We start from the raw sequence: 24,815 nt of genomic DNA on the forward strand, positions 1-24,815 counted from the left end.
CCTAAGAGTTGCGCTCACAAGTACAGGGGGAAAGGGGGAAAGGGGGAAAGGGGGAAAGGGGGAAAGCTTACACATAAGTAATATTCGCGGCAGCTTTCTGAAAGGCTTCATTGGTTATTCTCTATTCAGAAGTTAGTGAGAACCAGGAGATAATCATGAAATCACTCAAAGCACTTTTTGCCGTCACTATTTTGACCTTGTCGTCATTGGCCATGGCTGAAGGCGGCGGTGACCGCGTTTACGGTCGGATGATGCAAGAAAACCAACAGGCGATGGAGCAATATGCCTTGAAAAATGGTAAGGCCATCCCTGAGGTTGTTCATTATGAATATGGTATGAACCTCGATATTCAGAAGGTGATCAGTGTCACGCAAGCCAACAAAACCTGTAGTGTTGCGCCTTCGCGCATGACTTATGAAGACTCGGCGGGCAGGCTTAATACCGTGGAGTACAAGATTATGGGTACCAACTGCCCACACGGAAGCTAACCCCTAAAGGTCATATCTACGTCAGATCATTCATTAGGCTTTTTAAGCATGCTTACTGGTCGCTGACATAGAAGTAATTTTCAGGTCACGCTGGAGTTATCTTTTGTATGAAATTATGTCTGCCGGCACTTAGAGGGAATCCCTACGTGCCGGTGGCTTTTTATAATGACAAAAATATTTCATAAAGAAACTCTGCCAAGCTAAAGCCTGGGGTGTTAAATGAACAATAAAAGCTTTTATGGTCTTTCTCTCATTGCCCTTGGTATGAGCATGGGGCAAGTTGCAGTGGCCGTTGAGCAAAAACCTGAGGGGTTCATTGAAGGGAGCACCTTTAGTCTTCTCAATCGTAATCTCTATTTCAATCGTGACTATCGAAAGGGTCAGTCAAGTCCTACAGGCAATGGCTACGCTGAAGAATGGGCTCATGGGATTATTGGACGTTTTGAGTCGGGCTTTACCCAAGGCACCGTCGGGTTCGGCATTGATGCATTTGCAATGGTAGGACTCAAGCTTGATTCGGGTGATGGGCGCTCGGGGGCTCGAAGCTCAGTGGATGTCATGCCCTACAACAGCAAAGGCCAACCTGAAGACTCTTACTCAAAAGTAGGCGGAGCCGCGAAGGCTCGCTTTACGGATACGGTGGTCAAAGTAGGAGACGTCTTTCCATCCACGCCTGTCGTGGCATATGGCGATTCTCGACTGCTGCCAGAGAGCTTTAGGGGGGCAACGTTTACCAATATAAGCATTAAAGACCTGACCATTCAGGGGGGCCGGCTGCATGCGATGAGCCAACCCAATTCGAGCAGCATGCGTGACGGATTTTCGACTTTCTATGCCGGTGCTGTTGATGCTCCGTGGATTGCCTACCTAGGGGGCGATTACACCGTTAATGAGCATGTTGGTGTGAGTCTTTACTCCAGCCAATTTAAGGACGTTTGGAATCAGTATTACGCTGGCACTTCCTTTAGTTATCCGCTCTCAGACAACATCGCGTTGATCGGTGGATTTAATTACTACCGCGCGGTCGACGAGGGTAAAAAACTCCTAGGCAGCTTTGATAACAACATCTGGAGCGGCAAAACCGGGGTCAAATTCGGCGTCCACACGGTGACCGTTGGCTATCAGCGCAGCAACGGCAATGACGACTTCGACTACCTGCGCCAATCAGACTCGATTTTTCTGGATAACTCCATCCAGTACAGCGACTTCAACTCTCCGAAAGAGCAATCCTTGCAGCTACGCTACGACCTGGATATGCAAGCTTTTGGCATTCCGGGCCTAAGCTTCATGACTCGCTACGCGAAGGGGTGGGACGCTGATTATTCCAACGCGAACAGCGTGTACATGCGTCGCGGAGCAGATGGAGCACCCTTGCAAGACCAAAAGCGTTGGGAGCGAGACATTGAGGCTAAGTACATCATCCAGTCAGGCTCTCTGAAGGACATGTCTCTGCGTGTTCGCCAAGCAACCACGCGTGCTACCGATTTCGAATCTGATTTGGATGAGGTCCGACTGATTGTCGAGTACCCACTGCAACTGCTTTAACGAGCGCTAACCTGCGGCACCAATTGTTCGACTACCAGGTACACCCCGTCTCCTTGTTTCTCCTTTGGTTTGGGAGGCGGCTTAGGCGCCCTAGTGGCGCCTTTTTTATGTGGACTGACATAAGGGAGGACGTTCTGTTGTCAGTACCTTTGTTTGCCCCGCTTTCAGTTTGTCGTCGCAAGCGATGATTTCGGTGGTAGGTAACTATGGCCAACTCATTAGGGGCAACGGGGTTTTCTCGACTAAGCTATCCAGCAAGGTTGGGACGCAGATCCCTTGCGGCGTATGCAAAGCGCTCACACACAACGCAGGAAAATTGCGTTAGATGAACAGTTCCCGCTGGCGCAAGGACCTTGCGGCTCGGCGGCCAGGTCAGCCAGTTGTATACGAGGCTATTCTGCCGACGGAGCAATATCCATCACGCCCAGCATGTGTATCGAAATTAGCGAGTTTATGCTCAGGACATAATTTCGCTAATTTCCATACACCTTACGTCGCGACCGTAGAAAACTCCTCGTTTAGCGATCCTCATCGGCTTGAAGAACGCACTCAAGGGTGTCGGCTTCTTTCTTGGCGGAGCCTTGCTGGCATTGATCGGCTTCAAAGGCGCCTTGCTGGCCATGGCCGGCGTACTGGCGCTGATTTGGATCAGTAGCCTGATCCTGTTGAAGAAGGATTTGGGCAAGGCCAAAGCCAAGCCAAAGTTTCGCGACATCCTGTCCAAGAGCCGGGCGATCAATATTCTTTTAGCGGCGCGGATGTTCCTGTTCGGTACCTGCGATGTCTGGTTTTTGGTGGCCTTGCCGGTGTATGGGCTGGGGACGTGCTTATGGATATCGAGCGCCTTCGTGCTGCTCGCAGCTTTGATTTCGATAGCCCTGCCTCGGCATGCAAATCAATGAAATAGTCGCTTGGTCTATTTCTGGCGGCACTAGATGCCGCCATTCTGCTGTCATTGCATGTTGACGAAATGCTTCGTCAGTTAGCTGCGACTCGATAGCGATTCAATGATGCGATCTTGCTCTATAACACCACCCTGACAGCAAACGCTCACACAAGTCTTTGGACCGTCAGACTCGGTTGCCGCAGTCCGGCAGCACAAACCAGCGGTTGTTTGCGGCTCACTCGGGCACTTGGTAGCTAATGCCATTGGGTCCGGCCCCGACTTTATGGCTGGCCACCACTGTGCGACTGGCAGTATCGATCACAGAGAAGGTGCCCGCCTCGATATTGCTAACAAACACATAAGCGCCGTCGCTGCTGATGGCCACGCCGTGAGCGCCCTTACCGGTGGCCAGGGTGGCGACAACGCTCAAGGTCTGCGGGTCAATCACCGAGACGCGGTCATCCGGCTCACTGCTGCTGCCCTGATTGGCCACGTAGACCTGGCGACCATCTGCCGTGGCATACATCTGAATCGGCGTTCTGCCGACGGCAACTTTACCTATCAAGCGTTGTGTTTCCGTATCGATGATTCCGAGCTTGTTCTCCGCGCTCAGCGACACATAGGCCTGCCGCCCGTCTGGGGCGAAGCCGACTTGCACGGGGCCGTTACCAACGGCAATTTGCGTGGCTTCTTTCAGCGTTGCGGTATCGATTACTGATACGCTGCCACTGCGCATATTGGCGACATACAGCATCTTGCCATCCGGGCTAAGGCGTAAACCATGGGGGAAACTACCGGTCTTGACAGTGCCGAGCTGAGTGCGTGCTTGTAGGTCAAATACCCGCACCAGATTAGCGGAAGAGTCGCTAACGAAAGCCCGCTGCCCGCTCAGGTCAGTCACTACGTGGGCAGGATGTTGCCCCGCTGGCAGGCTAAAGGCCGGTTTATCCAGCGTGGCAGTGCTGAACACCAGCAACTCACCCGCCCTCATGGCTCCTGTTTGATGCTCGGCATGCGCAGGCATGCCCACCACCAGCAGCCAGCGTCCATCGGCGCTGATTTGTAAATTATGCGGTGCAATGTTCAGGGCCAGCGTTTTGACCACCCCCGTGTCGAGCCTGACTTGGCTAATCGAACTGTCGCGCTCATTGGCCGTGTACACAGTGCCAACTGGCGCTGCCAGGGCTACGTTTAAAGCCAGAGCGAGACTGGACGCCAAAAGCAGTTTGAACTTGAACATGTGCGCTGATCCTTTTAGCGAAACAGTGACTATTGCGACTGGTGTTCTGCGAGCAATCGCCTGCCTACCATGCTGCGCCGCCGCAACCAGTCGCTCATTGATCATGATCAACTACTCGGCATTGAGCGCTGCGGAAAAAAAAAGTTATTGCTCACGGCAAGACGAAGCGAAACAGCTCAGCCCAAGGATCAAACTGCTGCTCAACAACCGTGTACGAAATGCTTTTTTCATGGGGACGCCGTTCATGGTGGGCCTCGGGTTAATGTGCATCTGGGTTAGAGCATGGTCTGACTGTGGTCATCTAATAAGCGCTGCAAGGGTGCCCGACCAAATAGCCAGAACATCAAGGGGTCAGGAAGCTGTCCATAATGGTCGAGGTAACCAGCCACCTCCGCGCTGAAGGGAAAGTTGCAGCAAACTCTTGTAGAACACGACGCATTAATCAAGGTTCAGGAACAGCAGGCCCTGGCGCTGGCAACCAAGGGCTGACGGAAGCCGTGCAGCGTCAGGAAGTGGTCCTGGCTGGTCTGGGCAGTGAAAAGTTCGACCTCGAACCGCGTCTGACTGATCGCGCCCATTACCAGGAGTCAGTCGCTCAACAGCACGACGACGAGCGCCAGGCCACTGAACAGCGCCAGCAGTGCCTGGAACACGAACTGACTGAACTCCGGCAGCACCTACTCGCTCAGCAAACCCGCCTAGGTGGACTGTAAACACGGGAACAGCGCCTGGCGCAAGACAACGATCGCCTACAAAACACCCTCCTCAGGGCCAAGGACGCACTCACCCAAAGCCGCAGCGTACATGAGCACCTGATATTTCAATTCGCCGCGGCAGCTGAAAGCGCTGCACCTAAGCAGGAAGTCGCTACTGCGCCGTAAACTTAAAAGATTGACAACGTTTTATCGCTTTATCATTCGTTAATCGAGACAGCATGATGTTCGTGATCGAAATCAGACTGGGCTTTTAATACCTCGAGAAATCTAACGCCCTACTTTTTTCATTTTTGCTTGCTCGATCGCGCGGATACTGAACGAGAGCATAAATCAGGAAGCATTAGTAAATGCGGCAGCCCAAGGCTTAGCAAGAAGCCAAGCACTGTGAGGCTCGCGCTCAGAACGAAAGAGGCACCTGGCAGATAGACAGTACTGTAGAGGATTCCACCGACCGCCGACCCTAAGGTTGTCCCAAGACTGGACGCTGCCGTTTGCTTGCCTAGCTCCCAGCCCTGCGCACTTCCAGCCTTGGCCGAGATCCAGTAAGTGAGGATCGGCGACAGGATGCCGGCGCTGGCAGCGACCGCACCGATCACGACCAGCATCAACATAAAATCAGATGCCCAAGGTACAAGGAACAACCCAGCTGCCAGCACGGAGAGTGCGGGCGCGATGAGCCAGCGGGTCGTGTCCGGCTTAAACCAGGGTGAGAATACGATTGCTTGCATCCCAAACATCACCAAGCTGCACTCGGTGAACATCAGCGCAATCTGATATGGACTCAAACCAAGTTCCTGTTTACCACGTAGTGCGAGCCCGACCTCGAAGGCCCCGACGCCGACCGAAACGATGAACGTGAGAATAAGGAGTTTTGGCACGAGCCATGTTTTTTGATCGGCCGAGGCCTTCGATATCTTCGTTGACCGACCAAGGACGTCGATACTTGGTAGAGCAAACGCAACTCCACCAGCCACTAAAAAGGCGAGTAACCCCGTCGCCGCGAGCGGAACCGCGACTGATCCTGGCGGCAAGGCGAGGTTGAAGGTATCTGCGGCAAAGCGCGTTACGAACACGCTCAGCATCGGTCCAAGCAGGAAGCCGCTAATCCCTGTCATGCTGACGAACGCAAGCCGACGGGCTCGGCCCTGTTCAGTCGTCGTGACGTTTCCTATCACCGCCGCAACTACAGGCGTCACGGCGGCGGCGAACATGCCGCTCAGAAAACGCTCGGCGTATACAGCGACGAGACTCTCAACAAACGAGAAAACCAACATGGTTACGCCAAAGCCGAGGAGTCCAATAAGCAGTACACCACGCGGGCCGCGTTGATCGGAAAGTCGACCCCACAGGGGGGCGAATAGAAAAAGTGAAAGGGTATAGATAGCCGTCAGTAATCCCGTGTGCCGGGAAACTTGCGCAGCATCACCTCCCGCGCCCAGGAGTCGCTCAATCAGGTAGGGCAAAAGTGGAAGCACTATGCCAAAGCCAATCGACACAGTGAACACGCTCAGCATAAGCGTGACCATAGTCGCGATGGGCAAACCTGCTGAGCGCACGCTGGTGACCCTCATGTAGCCACAGGCCATCGAGTCATGCCTGCGGTCTGACTGCTGGGCATCATAGGGACGAGTTAACTGCAGCAACCGCCCTTGGATTGATGACTGGACGCGGCCTTAGCCATATCCACGCCATAGCCCGCGCCTTTAACGGCCGATTTCAGTTGATCGGGTGAGGTCAGTTGCTCGTCATAACGTACCGCAGCCTCGCCGGTCGAGAGCGACACTACTACGTCATGGACTCCGGGAATTGCTTTCAGCGCGTTTGCCACCTTGCTGGTGCAGCCGTCACACGTCATACCCGTTACGTTCAACGTTTGATTTTGCATGGTGATACTCCTTTTCATGATAGGGAATACAAACATTGCAGTAATACGCTTTTAGTCTCCTGCATGGACCTTCACCTTCTCATGCAGATCAATACTTGCCGGATTGCTTGACTCAAGGATTGCTTTGGATCTCGCCATCTCGTCCGAGGATCCATGGGCTACAACAAGAAATCCATCAGCTTTGACGGCTTGCTCGTACTGGATAACGCTGTCCTTCGGAATGCCGATGCTGAAAAGCGCAGCGCCAAGCGCGCTCAACCCACCGACCAGAATTGCACCCTCGACAGCGGCAACGACGATCCCTGCCAAGTGACCAAGCACCATGACAGGCCCGATCACAGGAAGGGTCAGAAATATTCCGCCGAAGAACAGGCTCCAAAGGCTGCCCCAAAATGCGCCCTTCTTACCCCAAAATTTAATTCGGTCGCCGACATTGTAAAAACCCACAACCTTTTCCTCGGAATGAAAACCTTGTCCGACGATACTGAAATGCGTCATGTCGAAACCACTGGCAGCAAGTTTGCGGACAGCGTCCTCTGCATCCTGATGATGAACGAATACAGCGACTACAGCGTCATGTTGATCCAGTTGGAGTGTCATGCTCTGTTCCTCGGTTGAGCGTGCTTGAGTTTTTTGGTTGGCACCAGCGATAGAGGGCTCCTCAGAGAACCATTGGTTTATCCGGTAATTCATTCGGCTCAACGCCGGCAATGGGAAAGTGTTTCGTCAGATGCTGTGTAACCGCCTGAACACCGCTGACTACGCCGTGTTCGTAATTGGATTGTTTGAAGGCGACTTCCATCTGGAGGCAAATGCTTTGCCATTCTTGAGAGCCTACTTTCACGTGTATCCCGCGATCGGCAACAATCTCCACGTCCCGGTCAGCGAGCAATAGATAAATCAGCACACCGTTATTGTGAGCGGTGTCCCATACACGCAACTGCGAAAAAACATCGACAGAGCGCTCGCGCGCGGACTGGCCCTTGAAAAGCGGTGTGCTATCCAGGGCGCCCTCAACAACGAAACGGATTTCTCCGGTGTGTGCAGCTTCACTGGCTTTGATCGCTTGCTCTATCACGATCAACGTTTCGTGGGGGAAAGCCCGATTGACCTGCCAGTGGGTCATAACAAGATGGTTCAGAATGCGTTTGATATTCATGGTTACCATCTCCCCGATGCGCCGCCACCGCCAAACCCGCCTCCGCCTCCGCCGAAGCCACCACCGCCTCGACCGAATCCTCCACGATGCCCCCCCATGCCGTATCCGCCCATACCGCCACCGACCAACGTGAACAAGAGCGCCATCACTCCCGCACCCAACGCGATGAGCAGTGCGCCGGCCACCAACCAAGCGATAACGGCCACAACCCCTCCAGTGACTAGCGCGCCTGGAAATCTGCCCAAAACGGGGCGCAGAACACTGCCGATCACGAGCGCAAGAATAAAAACGAGCGGCCCATACTGCTGAATATCTGTAACACCGCCGATAGGTTGTGCGTTGGGGGTAGGCAACGGTTCGCCATCAATTACCCGGATCATCTGGTCGAGCCCGGCAGCAATGCCACCGTAGAAGTCTCCTTGCTTGAAGCGCGGCGTGATGATCTCGCTGATTATGCGCTTGCTGGTGGCGTCATTGAGCACGCCCTCAAGCCCGTAGCCTACTTCGATACGAAGCGCACGGTCGGTCTTCGCGACAACCAGGATTGCGCCGTCATCCACTTTTTTCCGGCCTAACTTCCATTGCTCAGCAACTCGTAAAGCATATTGTTCGATCGCTTCCGGCTGGGTGCTGGGGACAATGAGAAGTGCGAGTTGAGTGCCTTTCTTGGCTTCAAACGTCCGTAAAATTTGCTCAAGATTGGCTGTCTGATCTGCGGTGAGCGTCGCTGTCTGGTCAGTGACCCGGCCAGTCAAGGGAGGGACTGCAACTTGAGCACCCACGAGGAAAGACCAGCAAAGCATTAAGACAAACAACGACGCGGCGCTTGTCGTGCGCACCATGGTCACTTGGCTGCTCCCTGACTCCCGCTTGAGGGAAGAGCAGGCGCTGACCCAAAATCTACTGTGGGAGGCTTAGCGATCTCTTTTTCGTTTGCTACCGTGAAATTAGGCTTCTCTTTGTATCCGAATGCCATCGCCGTCAAATTGGAGGGGAACGAGCGAACCGTGACGTTAAATTCCTGCACTGACTTAATGTAACGATTGCGTGCCACTGCAATGCGGTTTTCGGTACCTTCCAGCTGCGCCTGCAAATCGCGAAAACTGGCGTCTGCCTTCAGTTGCGGGTAGTTTTCGCTCACTGCCAGCAACCGGGACAACGCTCCGGAAAGCTCGCCTTGTGCAGCCTGAAACTTGGCAAAGGCGGCCGGGTCATTGAGCACCTCTGGCGTCACTTGTATGGAGGTCGCCTGTGCCCGCGCCTGCGTCACTTGGATTAGTACTTCTTTTTCATGCGCAGCATAGCCTTTGACGGTATTGACCAGATTAGGTACCAGATCCGCCCGACGCTGGTATTGGTTTACTACCTCAGACCAACTCGCTTTTATTTGCTCATCGTTGCTCTGGAATGTGTTGTAGCCACAGCCACTTAGGTTTAAAGCAACCAGCGTTGCCAGGAGGATCCATAATTTGCGCATTTTATTTTTCCAAAAACAGGTTTTCAAACCGGACAACATTGTGACTGTTGCGCCTTTCGGCAATATCCTTGCCATGTTTTGGTTGCGAAGACCAAGTACTACCTATAAAAACTCTTCGCCACGGAGCGGCAATACCGCTCATCGCATTGCTAATAATGAGATCTTTTCGGATCCATCGCCGTTTGCATTTATTTGTGTACCAATTGCAGTGACGGTTTTGTGTGCCCGACGATTTCACACCCATGCCATTTAGATTAGACATGTCATCCTGCATCGCGTTCATGTACTCGGCCATCAATGTACAACGATCTTCAGGTATATTTTTCCTGAAGTCTGGACAGTGTTGGTCATACTGGCAGAGTCAAATGAGAGCCGAGAGGAATAAAGTCAGAGTTGATATAAATCAGATGAAAAATTTCAGTTTCATGAATTTTCCCTCTTTTCTTATGGATAGTGGATAAATTTACAGTACGAGGATGAGGGAAAAGATAGATTGATCTAGGTCAAAGTAACCAGAATGAACCTCCTCCGCTCGTCGCTTGTGATTTGCACCCTGCAAAGCTTTGGCTCAAGGGAAAATATGAGTCAAGAGAGCAGAGGTCTGATTTTCAGTAGCCTTACAGATTTTTTCGCCTGAAACAGGAATGACATCAAATATCGGCGGCTACTTCACACTGCCCTGGCTCTTGATAGTTCATACCGAAACGCAGGGTGTTATAACTAACTCGGGTAGTGCGCATCTGTTTTGAGGGCACGGAGTTGCCACTTCAGCATGAGCTACATCACCTGCCTGGCAATCCACTGACCTCGTGTTGCCACACTGCGGCAGCAAGGCTTGCGTACAAGGTCGCGACAGTGTCGGTTTCCTCTTGCCGCATGATCGGGCCCGTGGGACAAATCGGCCGGCTTAGGCTTATACCGAGACGCCCGAGGAAGCCTGCGCGCCGGCCGTAGGTGTAATTTGTTGCCGTACACGCTTGATACCGGCGAGCTTGGTCCGCTTGAGTAGCAAAGCGTTGATTGCCACGACGGCCGAACTACCCGACATCGATAATGCTGCAATTTCTGGCGACAAAGTAAACGGGTAAAAGACGCCGGCTGCCACAGGGAAGGCGATCAAATTGTAACCAACCGCCCACCATAGGTTCTGATGCATCTTGTGCAGGGTGGCACGTGACAGTTCTATAGCACCGACGACATCGTACGGGTCGCTTTTCATCAAAATGACCTGCGCGCTTTCAATAGCCACGTCGGTGCCGGCACCGATCGCGAAACCTACATCGGCCTGGGTCAGGGCCGGCGCATCATTGATGCCGTCGCCTACCATGCCAACTTTGTGCCCCTGCGCTTGAAGCTCCTTAAGCTTGGATGCTTTCTGGCCTGGAAGCACGTCAGCCAGCACTATATCAATACCAAGCTCCTTGCCGATGCGATCGGCCGTGGCTTGATTATCGCCGGTAATCATCGCCACCTTTACACCGCGCTCCTGCAACTTGGCGATCGTCGCCATGGAGGTCGGCCGCACGGCATCAGCGATGGCGATCAGGCCGATCAGCTTTCCGCCGCGAGCGACATACACTACGGTGCGGCCCCCACCCTGGAGTCGGAAGGCTTCTGTGGCCAGCGCCTGCAATGGGATGTCTTCGGACTCCATCAGCTTGAGGTTTCCGAGCAGTACCTTCTCACCGGCGATCATCGCGTGAGCACCCTGACCATCGATGTTGGTAAAGCCCGTCGCGACCTCGGCCTGCGAGGTCCCCAATCTTTTGAGCACCGCCAACGCCAAGGGATGCTCCGAGAATTTCTCTACCCCCGCAGCGGTAGCCAGCAACTGAGCTTCGGTGACGTCCTGGGCGGTGACCATCTCTACCACGTCAGGCTGCCCTAGTGTGAGTGTGCCCGTCTTGTCGAAAACGATGACGGTTAGCTTGGTAGCGTTCTCAAGTGCGGCGGCGTTTTTGAACAAGATGCCGTTCATAGCGCCGAGCCCTGTACCGACCATTATGGCCATCGGGGTGGCGAGGCCCAAGGCGTCGGGGCAGGCAATAACGAACACCGTGATCGTTAGCGTCAAAGCGAACAGCAGTGGCTGGTCCAGGACCCAGAACCACACGCCGAAAGTGAGCAAACCAATGGCAATGGCTGCTAGAACCAGCCACTGCGAGGCTTGATCAGCGAGTAGCTGCCCGGGCGCCTTGGAGTTTTGGGCTTCCTGGACGAGTTTGACAATCTGGGCCAATGCCGTGTCGGCGCCAACCTTCGTGGCTTTGTAGCGGAAGCTACCACTTTTATTGATCGTGGCGCCAATGACGGCATCACCAAGAGCCTTCTTCACGGGCATCGATTCGCCGGTCAGCATAGACTCATCGACCTCAGAGTTACCCTCGATGATTTCGCCATCAACCGGAATCTTGTCGCCTGGCTTGATGATAACTGTCTCGCCTGTCAGCACCTCCGAGGTGGCCACCTCGGTCTCGACGCCAGCGCGTAGCACCGTGGTCATCGGCGGGGCCAGATCCATAAGGGCCCGGATCGCATCTGAGGCACCCGCGCGTGCACGCATCTCAAGCCAGTGGCCCAGTAGAATGAAGACCAGCAGCACGGCTGCCGCTTCGTAGAACACCTCGCCTTCGTAGAGGAAGGTGGCCCCCACACTGAACACATACCCAGTGCCGACCGAGAGTAAAATCAGGGTCGCCATGTTGACCACCCGGTTGCGCGCAGCACGCCAGGCTGCGATGAAGAAAGGCCAACCCGGATAGGCGATCGCGCCAGTGGCGGCGATGAACAGAAAAACCTTCCGATTGAGGTCGAACGGAGTTGCGAAATCGCCGAACATCTTGCCCATTGGCGAGTACAGGAAGACAGGAATTGCGAACAACAGGGCAACGAAGAAGCGATTACGCATATCGTTGGCCATGTCCTGCATCGACATGCCGGGCGCATGGCCCATATCGTGCGTCATTTCACTCATCGGTTGCGCGAGCTTGACGCTGTGGCCCGCATGGGGATCACTCCTCGGTGCCATTTCCTTCGGCGCATGTCCCTTGCTACCGCCATGCGCCACGTGGCCTGTATGCGCGTCTTCGGTCATCTTGTGATCTGTAGGCTCGCAGACGTGAGCGGGAACGAGTTCACCACGGCAGTGGTAGCCGCAGTCAATGATGCGTTGCCGGATCTCTTGAAGCGACGTTTTCGCTTCGTCAAAGTGCACGGTGGCACTCCCGGCCACATAGTTCACGTCGACATGATGGACACCCGATAGCATTGCAATCTGTCGGTGGACGCCGGCCGCGCTCAGGGTGGAGATTAACTCCCCCACTTCGAAGGTGCCTGTTTTCATGTTCGCTCCTGAGGGGCTGACATCAGCGCGCCAGTTTCCCAGCGTCGACGCAATTGGGCGTGAATTCGAATACGATGTCCCGATCCGGCTCGACGAGCTTGTTCTTCTTGCCCGCGTAATGTAGTCGGGAGAGGACGTCGCGTATAAGATTTAGACGCGCTAGCCGCTTATTGTCAGCCCGTACGATGCGCCACGGTGAAATAGCGGTATGCGTTCGCATCAGCATTTCGTCGCGCGCGGCGGAATACGCCTTCCAACGTTTAATGGCTACAGCATCGATCGGACTCGTCTTCCATTGCTTGAGCGGATTACGTTGCCGCTCGTCTAGACGGCGCCGCTGCTCGTCCTTGCTGATATCGAGGTAATACTTCAGCAGCTTGATACCTGAGTTGACGAGCACTTCCTCGAACTTCGGCACCGATTGCATGAACTCCTCATGCTCGTCATTAGAGCAAAAGCCCATCACATGCTCGACGCCGGCACGGTTGTACCAACTTCGATTGAACAGAACGAGCTCCCCAGCCACAGGGAGGTGGACGACGAAACGCTGGAAGTACCATCCACTGCGCTCGCGATCGGAGGGTTTGTCGAGTGCCACGACGCGCGTTTCGCGCGGGCTTAGGTGCTCGACGACGCGCTTGATGCTGCCGTCCTTACCGGCGGCGTCTCGCCCCTCCAGCAGCACGAGAATCCTATCGCCGCAGCCGATGAAGTGCCTCTGCAGCTTGACCAACTCAATCTGCAAAACACGAAGCTGAGTTGCATAGTCATCAGGTGGGATCAATGCCTCGGTTTGCCCTCTGCTGACAATACGCTCCGCTGGCAAAATATCTGCGCCGCCTGTAACCGGCAGAGCGAATGCATCACGTCCCCTGACATTTTTTTTCTTTTTGCTCATGGAAGTACTCCATCGCCCAGCTCGGACCTTCAGGGCAAAACTGATTGATCTTGGTGACCACCGATTCGATCTGGATCGTTGTTACGTACGCAGATTTTTTAGGCGCTTACGCGCTGTCTGCACACGTACCCGATACGGGTACGTCCCTTGACATTAGGCTCGTTCTGCTGAGGTACAAGACCCGAGCAATCAACAGATGGAATGGGATTGATGCGTTGCTTGCGTTGTTGAACCTGCTAACGCGATTCAGGTATTGGTCCATAGCCGCCGGAATAAACCGAGTTAAAGGAGTGCCAGCGAGCCTTCAGGCAACATCGCTTCAGGTGGCCGATAGCCGCTTGCGCAGCGATGGCAGAAAGCGTGGTGTCTTCGCCGCATAATCTTCGAACTCCGCGCCGAACTGCTTACGCATCTCCACCTCTTCTGTGATAGCCAACCGCGCATACATCACTAGCAAAATAGGAAACATGAGCAAGGTCAGCAACGTCGGCCACTGGAACAGAAAGCCCAGCAGAATAAGTACGAACGCAACGTACTGCGGATGGCGGATATGCGCATACGGGCCTGACACGGCGAGACCTTTGCGCTGCTGCGCGTGGTACAGGACATTCCACGCGCTGGACAGTAAATAGAAGCCGAAGCCAAGGAAGACATAGCTGGCGATGTGCAGCACACCGAAGTGCGGATCGCCCTTCTCTCCGAGTAACGTCGACCACAGATGGCCGGTGTTGTGGGACAGTAGGTCGAGGCTCGGAAACTTCGTCTGAAGCCAGCCCGACATCAGGTAGATGGTCAGCGGGAAGCCGTACATCTCGACGAACAGAGCGACTATGAAGGCTGCGAACGCCCCGAAAGTGCGCCAGTCGCGTGCGGTCTGAGGCTTGAAGAAACTGAACGCGAATATGATGAAGATGGCCGAATTGAGGATGACGAGCGTCCACAGTCCGTAAGACGGGGTGTCGTGCATGACTAATCTCCAGTCTTGGGCGGCTGCGATGGTCCAGGGGGGACTTTGGTCGATGGGTCTCCATGTTGGTGACCATGGCCGCCGTGCATGAAGAAGTGCATCAGCGGGCACGCCAGCAGCAGTAGAAACGGCAGCGCGCCGAAGAAGTGGACACGGTGCTCGCTGAACAGGAAAAACGCAGCAATGGCGCCAAAAACGATCAACCCGATCAAGTAGCGCGAGCTCCAGAAGCCTGGTGGCTCAGAGTTGTGCTGGAGGTGGTCGTGATTCACTAAATTCTCCTTCAAACCGACGCGGGTATTTCTTTTAAAAACGCAGCGCATTGATAGACTTTGGCCTCACCATAGTCATGGTTTTTTATTCGCTTTAATCCACTGATCGAATACGTCGATTTCCTTCTTTTGCGCGGCAATTATGTCCTTGGCCATATGGAGCATCTCCTGATTTTTTCCGCTCTTGAGTTCGGCTTGCGCCATTTCGATTGCCATCTGGTGGTGCATGCGCATGTTGGCCGCGAAGTCATAATCCGCATCACCAGTCATGGACATGCCGCCCAGTTGCTTCGTGATCTTCGATTGATCCATCTGCTCGGAAGGCATCGGCATCGGCATCGGCATCGGCATCGGCATCGTTTCGCTTTTCGCGGGTTCTGCGGCATTGGCCAACGTCGGCGCTGCTGCCATTACCGCAACAACCATCGCTACCGCCCTCATCAACAAAGTGAACCGGCTAGCGCTGTTGTGCTTGATATACTGTGACATTGTGAATCTCCTGTTAGGGCGGGAGGGTTGGCCATTGCCCACCGAACACGGAAATTGCTATTTCTGAACCGCATGAGGCCTGACCAACCCTAAGTGCCAACCATTTTTCGGCAACGCTGATCCCATTCACAACAGGCCCTGACGCAATCTCCCATACCTCCATCGACTCGTTTACAGCCCTGGGCGCAAGCCTCACAGAGGCTCGGCGCAAACCCCGCACACGTGGAGGTGGAAACGGAACCGCTCAACAAAAATTGGCCGACGTCTAATAGATTTTCATCACAGTTGATCATTAGACGAAAATGTTCGGCCTCAAGATGTTTACCCCAAGCCTCAAGACTACCAAGCGTAACTCGAGCAAAATGCTGTTTCACAACGCTCAAGTAAGCACATACCCAAAGGCTCACATTTCACCCTAGACCACGTTTGACGGACAGTCGACTGAAATTAAGATTACATTCCTGTCAGCTTCTAGTTGGTTAGCATTTCGATGCGCATAGGTGTTAAGCACCATCCGAGCCTATTTAGCTGACGAGGTGTAAACCACGATGCACTGTCAGGAATGACATTAACAGAGCAAATATCATACCTGACACATAAGTAATGTTAGCGGCAGCTTTCTGACAGGTATTACTGACTAATATCTAATTACAATTAATTAGCGCTCGGAGAAAACCTACTCGAATGCGAACAGTTTCTATATGCGCCGAGGAGCTGATGGCGCCCCACTACAGGACCAGAAGCGTTGGAGCGTGACATCGAAGCTAAGTACATCATTCAAATCGGCTCTCTGAAAGACATGTCTTTGCGTGTTCGCCAAGCGACGACTCGGGCTACTGCCTTCGAATCTGATTTGGATGAGGTTCGTCTGATTGTCGAGTACCCACTGCAACTGCTTTAACGAGCGCTAACCTGCAGCATCAATTGTTCGATTGCTAGGTACACCCCGTCTCCTTGTTATTCCTTTGGTGGGAGGCGGCTTAGGCGCCCTTGTGGCGCCTTTTTTTTATTTCTTGGTCATGGCCTTACACGAATTTCGAGCAGGCTTGGTCAACAAACGACCATCAACGTAAACACCAGCTCTCCGCCTGCTAGCCACATTGACCACCATCAGCGTCGCCTTCACGCGTCGCTCTCTTTGATAAGCTCGGTGCATGATAAGGCGGAAAAACCTTCCGAGCGGCAGACATGACAATCCCGTGGCATGAACGCCGCCGCCTGCTGGTGGGTATCGATGCCGAGCCGGCGGACGCGTAACTCAGGAAAACTGTGCAGCGATGCGCAAGCTGTTGCACATCATCTTTGGTGTGCTCAAATCGGGCCAACCATTTGGCCCGGACTTCTTGATCAAGATCAACCCGAGAGGCGATTCGGAGCTATATTTTTAGTTGTGCTGTTCCTTCGCGCAGAGCGGTTAAGTTGCGCGTTCCCATTGAGCGGAATCATGATATGAAACTGACAAAGCTAACCGCGTTCCTGATAGGCGCATCACTCACCCCAGCCTGGGCATTGGCCGCGCAAGGCACTGAAGGAAGCCCCATGCCCCTAGCACAACAACCAGCCGTCAATGTCGAAGAATTTGATAAGCACATGGCACAGGCTCAAGAGCATCTGAAGAAGATGGAGGAGGTTATGACCGAGATCCAACAAGCCAAGGACCCCAAGGAGCGTCAGAAACTCTTGCAGGAGCATCAAGCGATGATGCAACGCGGCATGGGAATGATGGGGGACTTGTGGGGCCGAGGGATGATTGGGCGTCAAATGATGAAAAGCGGGATGATGGGCTGGAAGGATATGGGGGACCGATACTCAGCGATGACCCCGGAGCAGATGAAGCAGCACCAGTACATGATGGATCGGTACATGGGCATGCAGCAGATGATGATCGATCAGCTGATGCAGCGCCAACACCAAATGGATATGCAGCCGCGTTAACCAGCTCCACAGCCGCCGGAAAGGCGCTGACCAATGCCTTTTTGAATTTACACTTTGAACTCAGTACGTAACCTCGGGTTGCAAGATTGGCAAGTTCATTGCGATCTTGGAACAAGGTTCGGATCTGAAAACTCTTTCTCGGCTGGGGAACGTCAATAAAGAGGGAACCCGGCGGCTGAAGTTCCTAAAGTAGACTCTGCTTAAAACCAATCCTGCACCCCATATATTGGCCTTGGAGCGATTGGCAACACGCCAGAATCAAGCACAGCAACGTGCGGTGGCTGCACAGCGCCTGGTGAGCAACAAGGCCTGCGCGTGAGAAAGAGCTGATCGAGACGGAGACGGCAGCCACATCGACTGTAACTGGCGCAAGCGACGCTAAAGGTGCTGTCGCGCAGGGCGGAGTGACGTCCCGCAAACTCTCATGCATACCTCCACGCTACCGGAGGGGGGGTAACGGGTGCCGTTGTGGCGAACTATTCGGACAGGGGGTTGAATCCCTGGACAGAAATATCTGGCCTCGGCTCGCCGAACGCAATTTCCCAAGCTGGCAACGACGCAACCACGAATCACATCGGCGAAAACAACATCGCAAAATTTTAAGAGGTCGATGTAATCGGGCACCCTGGGGGAGCGACTTTCAGTCAATTCTCCAGCGCGTCGGGGTATGTGTGTAAGGGAGCAATCATGCGTAAGCGTCTGGTCAATACATCTTGGCATTGCTCTCATCCCCGTGCTGGCGCTGCTGGGGAGCTTTCACAAGTGACCAGATTTTCTAAAAATGGTGTCAGTTCAAATGAGGTGGACACCATCGCCTTAAGCGATGGCATCAGGAGGGCGTGTTGCCCAGACGCTTACCACCCGCGGGGCGAGACAGCTGATTGTCTGCTCTCAAACGCCAGTGCTGAATCCAGCCTAGAGGGGTATGAGCTTACTTGAAGCATCCCTCGACAACGCCTCGGGGGGTGTAGCAATACGTGCATCAGCGTAGGCTCAGTAAAAATTCCAGATCTGCACCTAACCTGCGACCGCCTCTCATCAAGACATAGACAGTGTTTTGAGTTTCGAATAGGCATTCATGAGTGAACGAAACTTCATATGAGCTTTTAACCCAGTCTCCTGGAAGAAAACGCCCACGACTGTCTTCAATGACGCAAAGCGCATAAACGATGCTGGCCGCGAGGCCCAGCGTCGCAAGCATTCTAGCCTGCTCGTCGGAAACGGATACATCGATCAACGTCCAATCAGCTACCAAGCAGTACGCTCTGCCCGGAAAATGCGCCTCAACAAACGACACCGCTTCGGCATCGCTCAGAACACTGCCGATCAAGCTGTTTCCTTTACCAGCCAGTAAATCGATCAAGCCCGACACTTCCATACATTCCTCCGGGTTTGCCTAAGAAGAAATATGCCTTCGTTCTTACAACCTATCCGCATCGAGAAGGACTTATTAGCCTCCGGCGTCGATCTCTATCAGCTGTGTTTTGGCGCATTGCCGATAGAGTTCGATCCCGGATTGATTATAAGGCCCGTCCTCTGTCCAATCAGAAAGCCAGACCGCTGGATGATATTGCGCATGCAACCAGGAGCCGTGCAGCAGTGGCGGACACGATTACTTCATAGTCCGCTTCCTTGCGAGAGTTTAGATTCAACAGCGAGGCGCCGGAGGCGCATCAAGCGGTAAGCTGCCGGAATAACAAACAGGGACAGTAAGGGCGCGGTAACCATGCCACCGACCATGGGCGCGGCAATGCGGCTCATTACTTCGCTACCGGTACCGCTACCCAATAGGATCGGCAACAGGCCAGCAATGATGACGGCTACGGTCATGGCCTTGGGTCGAACACGCTGCACGGCTCCTTCGCTAATCGCTGCGATTAGTCCACGCTCAGTACTGTCGCCGGCCTCTACACGCTCGGCCCAGGCGTTTTTTAAGTAGAGCAGCATGATCACACCGAATTCGGCAGAAACACCCGCCAGAGCAATGAAACCGACGCCAGTAGCCACCGACAGGTTGAATCCCAGCAGGTAGAGGAACCACGCCCCACCGGTAAGGGCGAACGGCAAGGTGGCCATGATCAGCAAAGCCTCGTCGAATCGGGCAAACGTCAGGTACAGCAGTACGAAAATGATCAGCAGCGTGGCGGGCACCACCAGTTTGAGCCGTGCGTTGGCTCGCTCAAGAAACTCGAACTGTCCCGAGTAACTCAGGCTCATGCCTGGCTGCAGCTTGACCTGCTCACTCACAACCCGACGCAGATCGGCAACCACGGAAGCAATGTCCCGGCCACGCACGTCGATATACACCCATCCGGAAGGTCGGGCATTTTCGCTCTTGAGCATCGGCGGGCCTTCACTGACTTTGACCTTCGCCACGGTACCAAGAGTGATCTGACTCCCCAAAGGGGTGTAGATTGGCAATTGCTCCAGGGCGCCGAGCGAGTCACGCCACTCACGGGGATAACGTACGTTGATAGGGAAGCGTGCGAGCCCTTCAATGGTCTCGCCAACGTTCTCACCGCCAATAGCACCGGCCACGATCGACTGCACATCAGCGATATTCAATCCGTAGCGGGCAGCGGCTTTGCGGTCGATATCCACATCGACGTAACGCCCACCGGTTAATCGTTCGGCCAGTGCCGAACTGACACCGGGCACGTCCTTGGCCGCGCGCTGGACGGCCTGCGTGGCTGCATCGATCTCCATCAAGTTGCTGCCGGCAATTTTTACTCCGATCGGACTCTTGATCCCGGTGGCGAGCATGTCGATGCGGTTGCGGATCGGTGGTATCCAGATATTAGTCAGGCCAGGGACCCGTACCACTCGATCCAGCTCTTCCACCAATTTTTCCTGGGTCATACCAGGACGCCATTGCTCGCGAGGTTTGAACTGGATAGTGGTCTCGAACATCTCCAGCGGCGCGGGGTCGGTGGCAGTTTCAGCGCGGCCGGCCTTACCGAAGACGTGTTCAACTTCGGGTACTGTCTTGATCAGACGGTCAGTCTGTTGCAGCAACTGCGCTGCTTTCTGCGCCGACAATCCCGGCAGAGCCGAAGGCATATAGAGTAAATCGCCCTCGTCCAGCGCAGGGAGGAATTCGCCACCCAAACGGGAGATCGGCCACAACGCGCTAAGGAAGACCAATAAAGCGATCAACAGGGTGACTTTGGGCCGATGTAACACCGCATCCAGGGCCGGTTGATAGATCCTGATCAACCAGCGGTTCAGAGGATTCCGGTCCTCTTTGGGGATCCGTCCACGAATCCAGTAGCCCATCAGCACCGGCACCAGGGTTACCGATAGTCCTGCCGCCGCAGCCATGGCATAGGTCTTGGTGAAGGCCAATGGACCAAATAGACGACCCTCTTGGGCCTCTAGGGTGAACACTGGAATGAATGACAGGGTGATGATCAGCAGGCAGAAGAACAGCGCCGGTCCCACCTCCGCCGCCGCTTCGGTTATCACATGCCAGTGACGTTCGCCCTTCAACTCTTCCCCTGGATGGGCCACATGCCAGGCCTCAATCTTTTTGTGGGCGTTCTCGATCATTACCACGGCGGCATCGACCATGGCGCCGATGGCGATGGCGATCCCGCCCAAGGACATGATGTTGGCGTTGATCCCTTGGTAACGCATAACGATGAAGGCAATCAGCACCCCCACCGGTAAGGAGATGATTGCCACCAGGGATGAACGCAGATGCCAGAGGAATACTGCACAGACCAACGCGACGACGATGAACTCCTCGAGTAGCTTGTAGCTGAGGTTTTCGACGGCGCGATCGATCAGTTTGCTGCGGTCATAGGTGGTGACGATTTCCACCCCCGCCGGCAAACTGCTTTTCAGGTCGTCCAGTTTGGCCTTGACCGCCGCAATGGTCTCACGAGCGTTCTTGCCGCTACGCAGAATAACCACGCCGCCGACAGTCTCACCCTCGCCGTCGAGCTCGGTGATACCACGACGCATCTCCGGGCCCAACTGGATCGTTGCCACGTCGCCGAGGGTCACCGGCACCCCGCCGGCACCGAGCTTGAGCGGAATCGAACGAAAGTCATTGAGCGTCTTCAGGTAACCGGAAGCGCGCACCATAAACTCGGTCTCCGCCATCTCCAGTAACGCACCACCGGTTTCCTGATTGGCCTTGCCGATAGCCTCAGTCACCGCTGCTTGAGTGATGCCTAGGTTGGCCAGTTTCAGTGGGTCGAGCTGCACCTGATACTGCTTGACCATGCCGCCCACGGTGGCCACTTCCGCAACATTCGGTAGGGTCTTGAGTTCGAACTTGAGGAACCAGTCCTGCAAGGCGCGCAGTTGCGCCAAGTCGTGTCCGCCACTGCGATCCACCAGTGCGTACTGATAGATCCAGCCCACGCCTGTGGCGTCGGGTCCCAAGGACGGTTTGGCGGAAGCCGGTAGGCGGCTTTGGACCTGACTCAAGTATTCCAGCACCCGCGAGCGGGCCCAATATAAGTCCGTGCCGTCTTCGAACAACACGTACACGAAGCTGTCGCCGAAAAAGGAATAGCCGCGTACGGTCTTAGCCCCCGGCACCGAGAGCATGGTGGTGGCCAACGGATAGGTCACCTGGTTCTCAACTATCTGCGGCGCTTGTCCCGGATAAGGGGTGCGGATAATCACCTGAACATCGGAAAGGTCTGGCAATGCATCGATGGGTGTGCTCTGAACCGACCAGACGCCCCAAACCGTGACGAAGATCGTCGCCAGCAGCACCAGAAAGCGGTTTGCCACTGACCAGCGAATCAGGGCGGCGATCATGGCTGGCCCCCTAGTTTTTCCAGGTGTTCAACGCGCAAACCATCATCGGTTTGGCTAACCGAGACCCTAACCTTCTCGCCAGTCTTGAGACCTTGAATGAGAGCAGGGTCAGCCAATGGGAAGGTCATTGTCATACCAGGCATGCCCAGCGTCTTGAACGGACCAAGGGCAATTGTTACGTCTTGGTTATTGATCTCGACGATCTGCCCATCCGCCTCATGAAAGCTGGAGGCTGCTGCGCTGGGTGGTGACATTTCCAGCGTGCTCGCAACAATGCCCTTGAGACTGGCCTCAGAGTCGAGCAGAAACTGTCCAGAGCTGACTACCTGCTGACCTTCTTCCAACCCCTTTAAAACCACCGTCTTGCCTTCGTTTTCCTGCCCGAGTTGCACTTCTATGGGGCGGTAGCGACCAGCGTCTTCGGCGAGCATCACCAAGACTCGTCGGCCGGTGCGAATGATTGCCTCGCTCGGCACCCACAGCACACTTTGTTCGGTCGAACGATTCAGGTGCACCTGGGCCGTCATACCCGGCCTGAGTCGCCCATCCAGGTTGGGCAGTTCGACCCGCACACGCACAGTTCGGCTGTCGGGATTGGTTTCGGGCAAAATCGCACTGACCGTGCCCTTAAGCACTGTGCCCGGAAAGGCTGGCAGACGTGCTTCGACCGCTTGCCCCATGATGATCGATCCAGTCTCCGACTCTGGAACGGCCACTGCCAGCCAGACGCTGCTCAAGCCATTGACTCGAGCCAGCGTCTCGCCGGCCGCCACGGTCATACCCGAACGTACATTCAACTCTTGCAGCACACCGCTTATGGGGCTGGTGAGCGTCAGGACCGGCTGGGTCTTGCCGCTTCGCTCCACTTGAGCAATCAACGTCGCTGGCATCCCGGTCAAGCGCAAGCGTTGGCGCGCTGCCGCCAGCAAGTCGGCATCGCCACTGCGTTTGAGTGCGAGAAACTCTTCCTGAGCAGCGGCCCACTCCGGGACCAGGATATCGGCTAAAGCCGCATGGGCTTTGAGCACATCGCCTGGAGCACGGGCATACACCCGCTCCACAAAGCCAGCAGTACGCGATTGAATCACCGCAACATCCCGCTCGTCGAATGCCAGCACACCGACCACGTCCAGGCTGGAAGCAAGCACGCCGCGAGTGACTGTGGCCAGTCGTAAGCCGAGATTCTGGGTCAGGCTGGGGTCAATACTGATGGCCGCACTGTCCGCTGCAGCATCAGCGTAGCGGGGCTTCAACTCCATATCCATAAAGGGAGATTTGCCTGGTTTATCGAATTTCTGTTGCGGCTGCATCGGGTCGTACCAATACAGTACTTTGCGTTCGTCTTGCGTTTTAGGGGCCTGTTCGGAGGTGGTCTCAGGCATTGCACTCATGCGCTGCTGAGCGAACCAATAACCGCCGGCAGCGCCCAAGGCAATCGAGAGGCCTGTCAGCAAAGCCCCTTTCCAGATTCGAGTGCTCATTGATTGGCGTCCCCATAAGCAAAATACAGGCGAGCACTGGTGAGGGCGCGCTGTTCTTCGAAGTCGATCTGTTTGAGGCGGGTCTCGATGAGTTCCCGTCGGGCCGCGATGACCGCCGCCAAGTCGCTTTTACCGGCGCGGTAGCTGGCCATGGTCAGCGCCACCTTTTCCTTGGCCAGGGGTAGCAGACTGTCCTGGCTGCGGCGCATGGCACGGTTTAGACGCTCGTACTCGGCCAAATCGTCCTCCAGTTGCTGGGTATGTTCACGTATGAGAGCCTCGCGCTCGGCCTCCAACTGATTCAGTTCGGCGTGTTTGGCGGCGATCTTCGGGTTTTGTCGGGAGTCGGGGAACAGTGGCAGGTCGAACGTGAACTGCACGCTGACCATGTCGCCGAACTGACGGCCGCGCCGCTGGTAATCAAGCTCCCAACTCCAGTCGGACTGCTTTTCCGCCTTGGCTTCACGGACCTTGGCCTGCGCTTCGCGAGTCATTGGAACGAACGCCGCCAGTGCGGGGTGATGTTGCAGCTTATGCGGGTAACCCGAAGCGTCGATGGGCCACTCGGGCAAGCTGCCGACGGGCTGGTCATTGGCGGCCGGACCTATCCAGCGTCTGAGAGCTGCTCTGGCTTGAGCCCGCAAACGGATCAGGTCGTCTTGTTGTTCCGCCAACTGAGCCGCCTCCTGTTTCGGCGTTACTGCATCGGCAGGCTGACCACGGCCTCCGGCGATCTGCGCCCGGACGGTATCAGCCAATAGACGGTTCTCCCGGTAAAAATCCTGAAAAAGCGCCTCTTTACGTTCGACGGAGTAGCTGCTGATCCAGGCTAATGCCGTGGCCTGACGAACGTTCAAGCGCTCGACACGGCTTTCGGCCGCGGCTCGATCTATTGACGCTTCCGCAACTTCAATGCGCGCCCTACGCTTGTCACGGTTGGGTACCTCCTGCATGACGCCGACCATCTGCATGGTCATGAAGTCCTGCTCGAGGCGCCAGCGGTCAGGGCCGCCGATGGGATAGTTTTGTACGCCCAGTAGGAGCTTCGGGTCGGGTAGTTCACCGGCTGGAATGGCGGCGCTGCTGGCGGCTTGCAGTTTGGCTGCTTGGGCGGTCAGTGATGGTGCATTGTTTTCAGCCAAGCGTAAGGCTTCGTCGAGTGTCAGGGGCGCAGCAAGACTTGGCAACGCCAGCACGCTTGCCGCCAGGGCCGCCACGAGGGGCCAACCGGTGCAGTAGCACTTGGAATTCATGTTCA

At 55.1% G+C, this 24,815-nt stretch carries 20 protein-coding genes and 3 pseudogenes; 7 read left to right on the top strand and 16 right to left on the bottom strand.

Annotation, left to right across the window (positions count from 1 at the left end; all coding sequences use genetic code 11):
* Positions 1-155: 155 nt before the first annotated feature.
* From QMX98_RS06665 to QMX98_RS06675, 3 genes and pseudogenes are all read left to right on the top strand, one after another.
* On the top strand, positions 156-488 hold the full coding sequence (locus tag QMX98_RS06665) for a DUF2790 domain-containing protein (protein ID WP_077747133.1): 333 nt from the start codon (positions 156-158) through the stop codon (positions 486-488).
* Between the two features lie 219 nt (positions 489-707).
* Positions 708-2,033, top strand: coding sequence for an OprD family porin (locus QMX98_RS06670; RefSeq protein ID WP_282410466.1), 1,326 nt, complete (start codon positions 708-710; stop codon positions 2,031-2,033).
* A 518-nt stretch (positions 2,034-2,551) separates the two neighbouring features.
* Positions 2,552-2,845, top strand: a pseudogene (locus QMX98_RS06675) (MFS transporter); the annotation flags it as partial.
* A gap of 309 nt (positions 2,846-3,154) precedes the next feature.
* Here QMX98_RS06675 and QMX98_RS06680 read toward each other — a convergent pair.
* Entirely contained in the window at positions 3,155-4,159 is a 1,005-nt protein-coding gene (locus QMX98_RS06680) for a cytochrome D1 domain-containing protein (protein WP_282410467.1), read from the bottom strand.
* A 497-nt stretch (positions 4,160-4,656) separates the two neighbouring features.
* Here QMX98_RS06680 and QMX98_RS06685 point away from each other — a divergent pair, with 497 nt between their 5' ends.
* Complete coding sequence (locus QMX98_RS06685; RefSeq protein WP_138738998.1) at positions 4,657-4,872, top strand: hypothetical protein; 216 nt, start codon at positions 4,657-4,659, stop codon at positions 4,870-4,872.
* Between the two features lie 287 nt (positions 4,873-5,159).
* On the opposite strand, the gene QMX98_RS06690 is transcribed toward QMX98_RS06685, so the two are convergent.
* The 11 genes from QMX98_RS06690 to QMX98_RS06740 all read right to left on the bottom strand — a co-directional run bounded on the left by QMX98_RS06690 (position 5,160) and on the right by QMX98_RS06740 (position 15,365).
* A complete protein-coding gene (locus QMX98_RS06690) occupies positions 5,160-6,389 on the bottom strand; it encodes an MFS transporter (protein WP_238706142.1) in 1,230 nt (409 codons plus the stop codon).
* 116 nt (positions 6,390-6,505) lie between these two features.
* Positions 6,506-6,760 (bottom strand): heavy metal-associated domain-containing protein, encoded by a 255-nt coding sequence (locus QMX98_RS06695; RefSeq protein WP_077747444.1) that lies wholly within the window; start codon positions 6,758-6,760, stop codon positions 6,506-6,508.
* 51 nt (positions 6,761-6,811) lie between these two features.
* On the bottom strand, positions 6,812-7,360 hold the full coding sequence (locus QMX98_RS06700; protein ID WP_077747130.1) for a general stress protein: 549 nt from the start codon (positions 7,358-7,360) through the stop codon (positions 6,812-6,814).
* Positions 7,361-7,421: 61 nt separating this feature from the next.
* The gene (locus QMX98_RS06705) at positions 7,422-7,919 is read right to left on the bottom strand and encodes a TPM domain-containing protein (RefSeq protein ID WP_077747129.1); all 498 of its coding nucleotides are present in this window, start codon (positions 7,917-7,919) and stop codon (positions 7,422-7,424) included.
* Between the two features lie 2 nt (positions 7,920-7,921).
* Positions 7,922-8,722 (bottom strand): YgcG family protein, encoded by an 801-nt coding sequence (locus QMX98_RS06710; protein WP_077747443.1) that lies wholly within the window; start codon positions 8,720-8,722, stop codon positions 7,922-7,924.
* A gap of 41 nt (positions 8,723-8,763) precedes the next feature.
* The gene (locus QMX98_RS06715) at positions 8,764-9,396 is read right to left on the bottom strand and encodes a LemA family protein (RefSeq protein ID WP_077747128.1); all 633 of its coding nucleotides are present in this window, start codon (positions 9,394-9,396) and stop codon (positions 8,764-8,766) included.
* A gap of 913 nt (positions 9,397-10,309) precedes the next feature.
* Positions 10,310-12,739 carry a heavy metal translocating P-type ATPase gene (locus tag QMX98_RS06720; protein ID WP_077747126.1) on the bottom strand — a complete coding sequence of 810 codons (2,430 nt, stop codon included), beginning with the start codon at positions 12,737-12,739 and terminating at the stop codon, positions 10,310-10,312.
* Positions 12,740-12,761: 22 nt separating this feature from the next.
* Positions 12,762-13,637, bottom strand: a complete 876-nt coding sequence (gene ppk2 / locus QMX98_RS06725; RefSeq protein ID WP_138738996.1) for a polyphosphate kinase 2 — start codon at positions 13,635-13,637, stop codon at positions 12,762-12,764.
* A gap of 319 nt (positions 13,638-13,956) precedes the next feature.
* Entirely contained in the window at positions 13,957-14,604 is a 648-nt protein-coding gene (locus QMX98_RS06730) for an isoprenylcysteine carboxylmethyltransferase family protein (protein ID WP_077747125.1), read from the bottom strand.
* Positions 14,605-14,606: 2 nt separating this feature from the next.
* Entirely contained in the window at positions 14,607-14,876 is a 270-nt protein-coding gene (locus QMX98_RS06735) for a DUF2933 domain-containing protein (protein ID WP_077747124.1), read from the bottom strand.
* A gap of 75 nt (positions 14,877-14,951) precedes the next feature.
* Positions 14,952-15,365, bottom strand: a complete 414-nt coding sequence (locus QMX98_RS06740) for a DUF305 domain-containing protein (protein WP_282410468.1) — start codon at positions 15,363-15,365, stop codon at positions 14,952-14,954.
* Between the two features lie 665 nt (positions 15,366-16,030).
* On the opposite strand from QMX98_RS06740, the pseudogene QMX98_RS06745 reads away from it, so the two are divergent.
* The 3 genes and pseudogenes from QMX98_RS06745 to QMX98_RS06755 form a co-directional block, all read left to right on the top strand.
* A pseudogene (locus QMX98_RS06745) lies at positions 16,031-16,266 on the top strand (OprD family outer membrane porin); the annotation flags it as partial.
* A 548-nt stretch (positions 16,267-16,814) separates the two neighbouring features.
* Positions 16,815-17,300, top strand: a complete 486-nt coding sequence (locus QMX98_RS06750) for a hypothetical protein (RefSeq protein WP_077747123.1) — start codon at positions 16,815-16,817, stop codon at positions 17,298-17,300.
* A gap of 462 nt (positions 17,301-17,762) precedes the next feature.
* Positions 17,763-17,984: pseudogene (locus QMX98_RS06755) on the top strand (TIGR03756 family integrating conjugative element protein); the annotation flags it as partial.
* Positions 17,985-18,282: 298 nt separating this feature from the next.
* On the opposite strand, the gene QMX98_RS06760 reads toward QMX98_RS06755, so the two are convergent.
* From QMX98_RS06760 to QMX98_RS06775, 4 genes are all read right to left on the bottom strand, one after another.
* The gene (locus QMX98_RS06760) at positions 18,283-18,678 is read right to left on the bottom strand and encodes a hypothetical protein (protein WP_077747122.1); all 396 of its coding nucleotides are present in this window, start codon (positions 18,676-18,678) and stop codon (positions 18,283-18,285) included.
* Positions 18,679-18,917: 239 nt separating this feature from the next.
* Positions 18,918-22,076 carry an efflux RND transporter permease subunit gene (locus QMX98_RS06765; protein WP_282410469.1) on the bottom strand — a complete coding sequence of 1,053 codons (3,159 nt, stop codon included), beginning with the start codon at positions 22,074-22,076 and terminating at the stop codon, positions 18,918-18,920.
* The gene (locus QMX98_RS06770) at positions 22,073-23,557 is read right to left on the bottom strand and encodes an efflux RND transporter periplasmic adaptor subunit (protein WP_052966031.1); all 1,485 of its coding nucleotides are present in this window, start codon (positions 23,555-23,557) and stop codon (positions 22,073-22,075) included. Before QMX98_RS06770 ends, QMX98_RS06765 begins: the two co-directional genes overlap by 4 nt.
* A complete protein-coding gene (locus QMX98_RS06775) occupies positions 23,554-24,810 on the bottom strand; it encodes a TolC family protein (RefSeq protein ID WP_172689356.1) in 1,257 nt (418 codons plus the stop codon). The genes QMX98_RS06770 and QMX98_RS06775 overlap by 4 nt, the downstream gene beginning before the upstream one ends.
* Positions 24,811-24,815 lie beyond the last annotated feature (5 nt).

The organism is Pseudomonas sp. PS02303, from assembly GCF_029959925.1.
Taxonomy (GTDB): Bacteria; Pseudomonadota; Gammaproteobacteria; order Pseudomonadales; family Pseudomonadaceae; genus Aquipseudomonas; species Aquipseudomonas mandelii.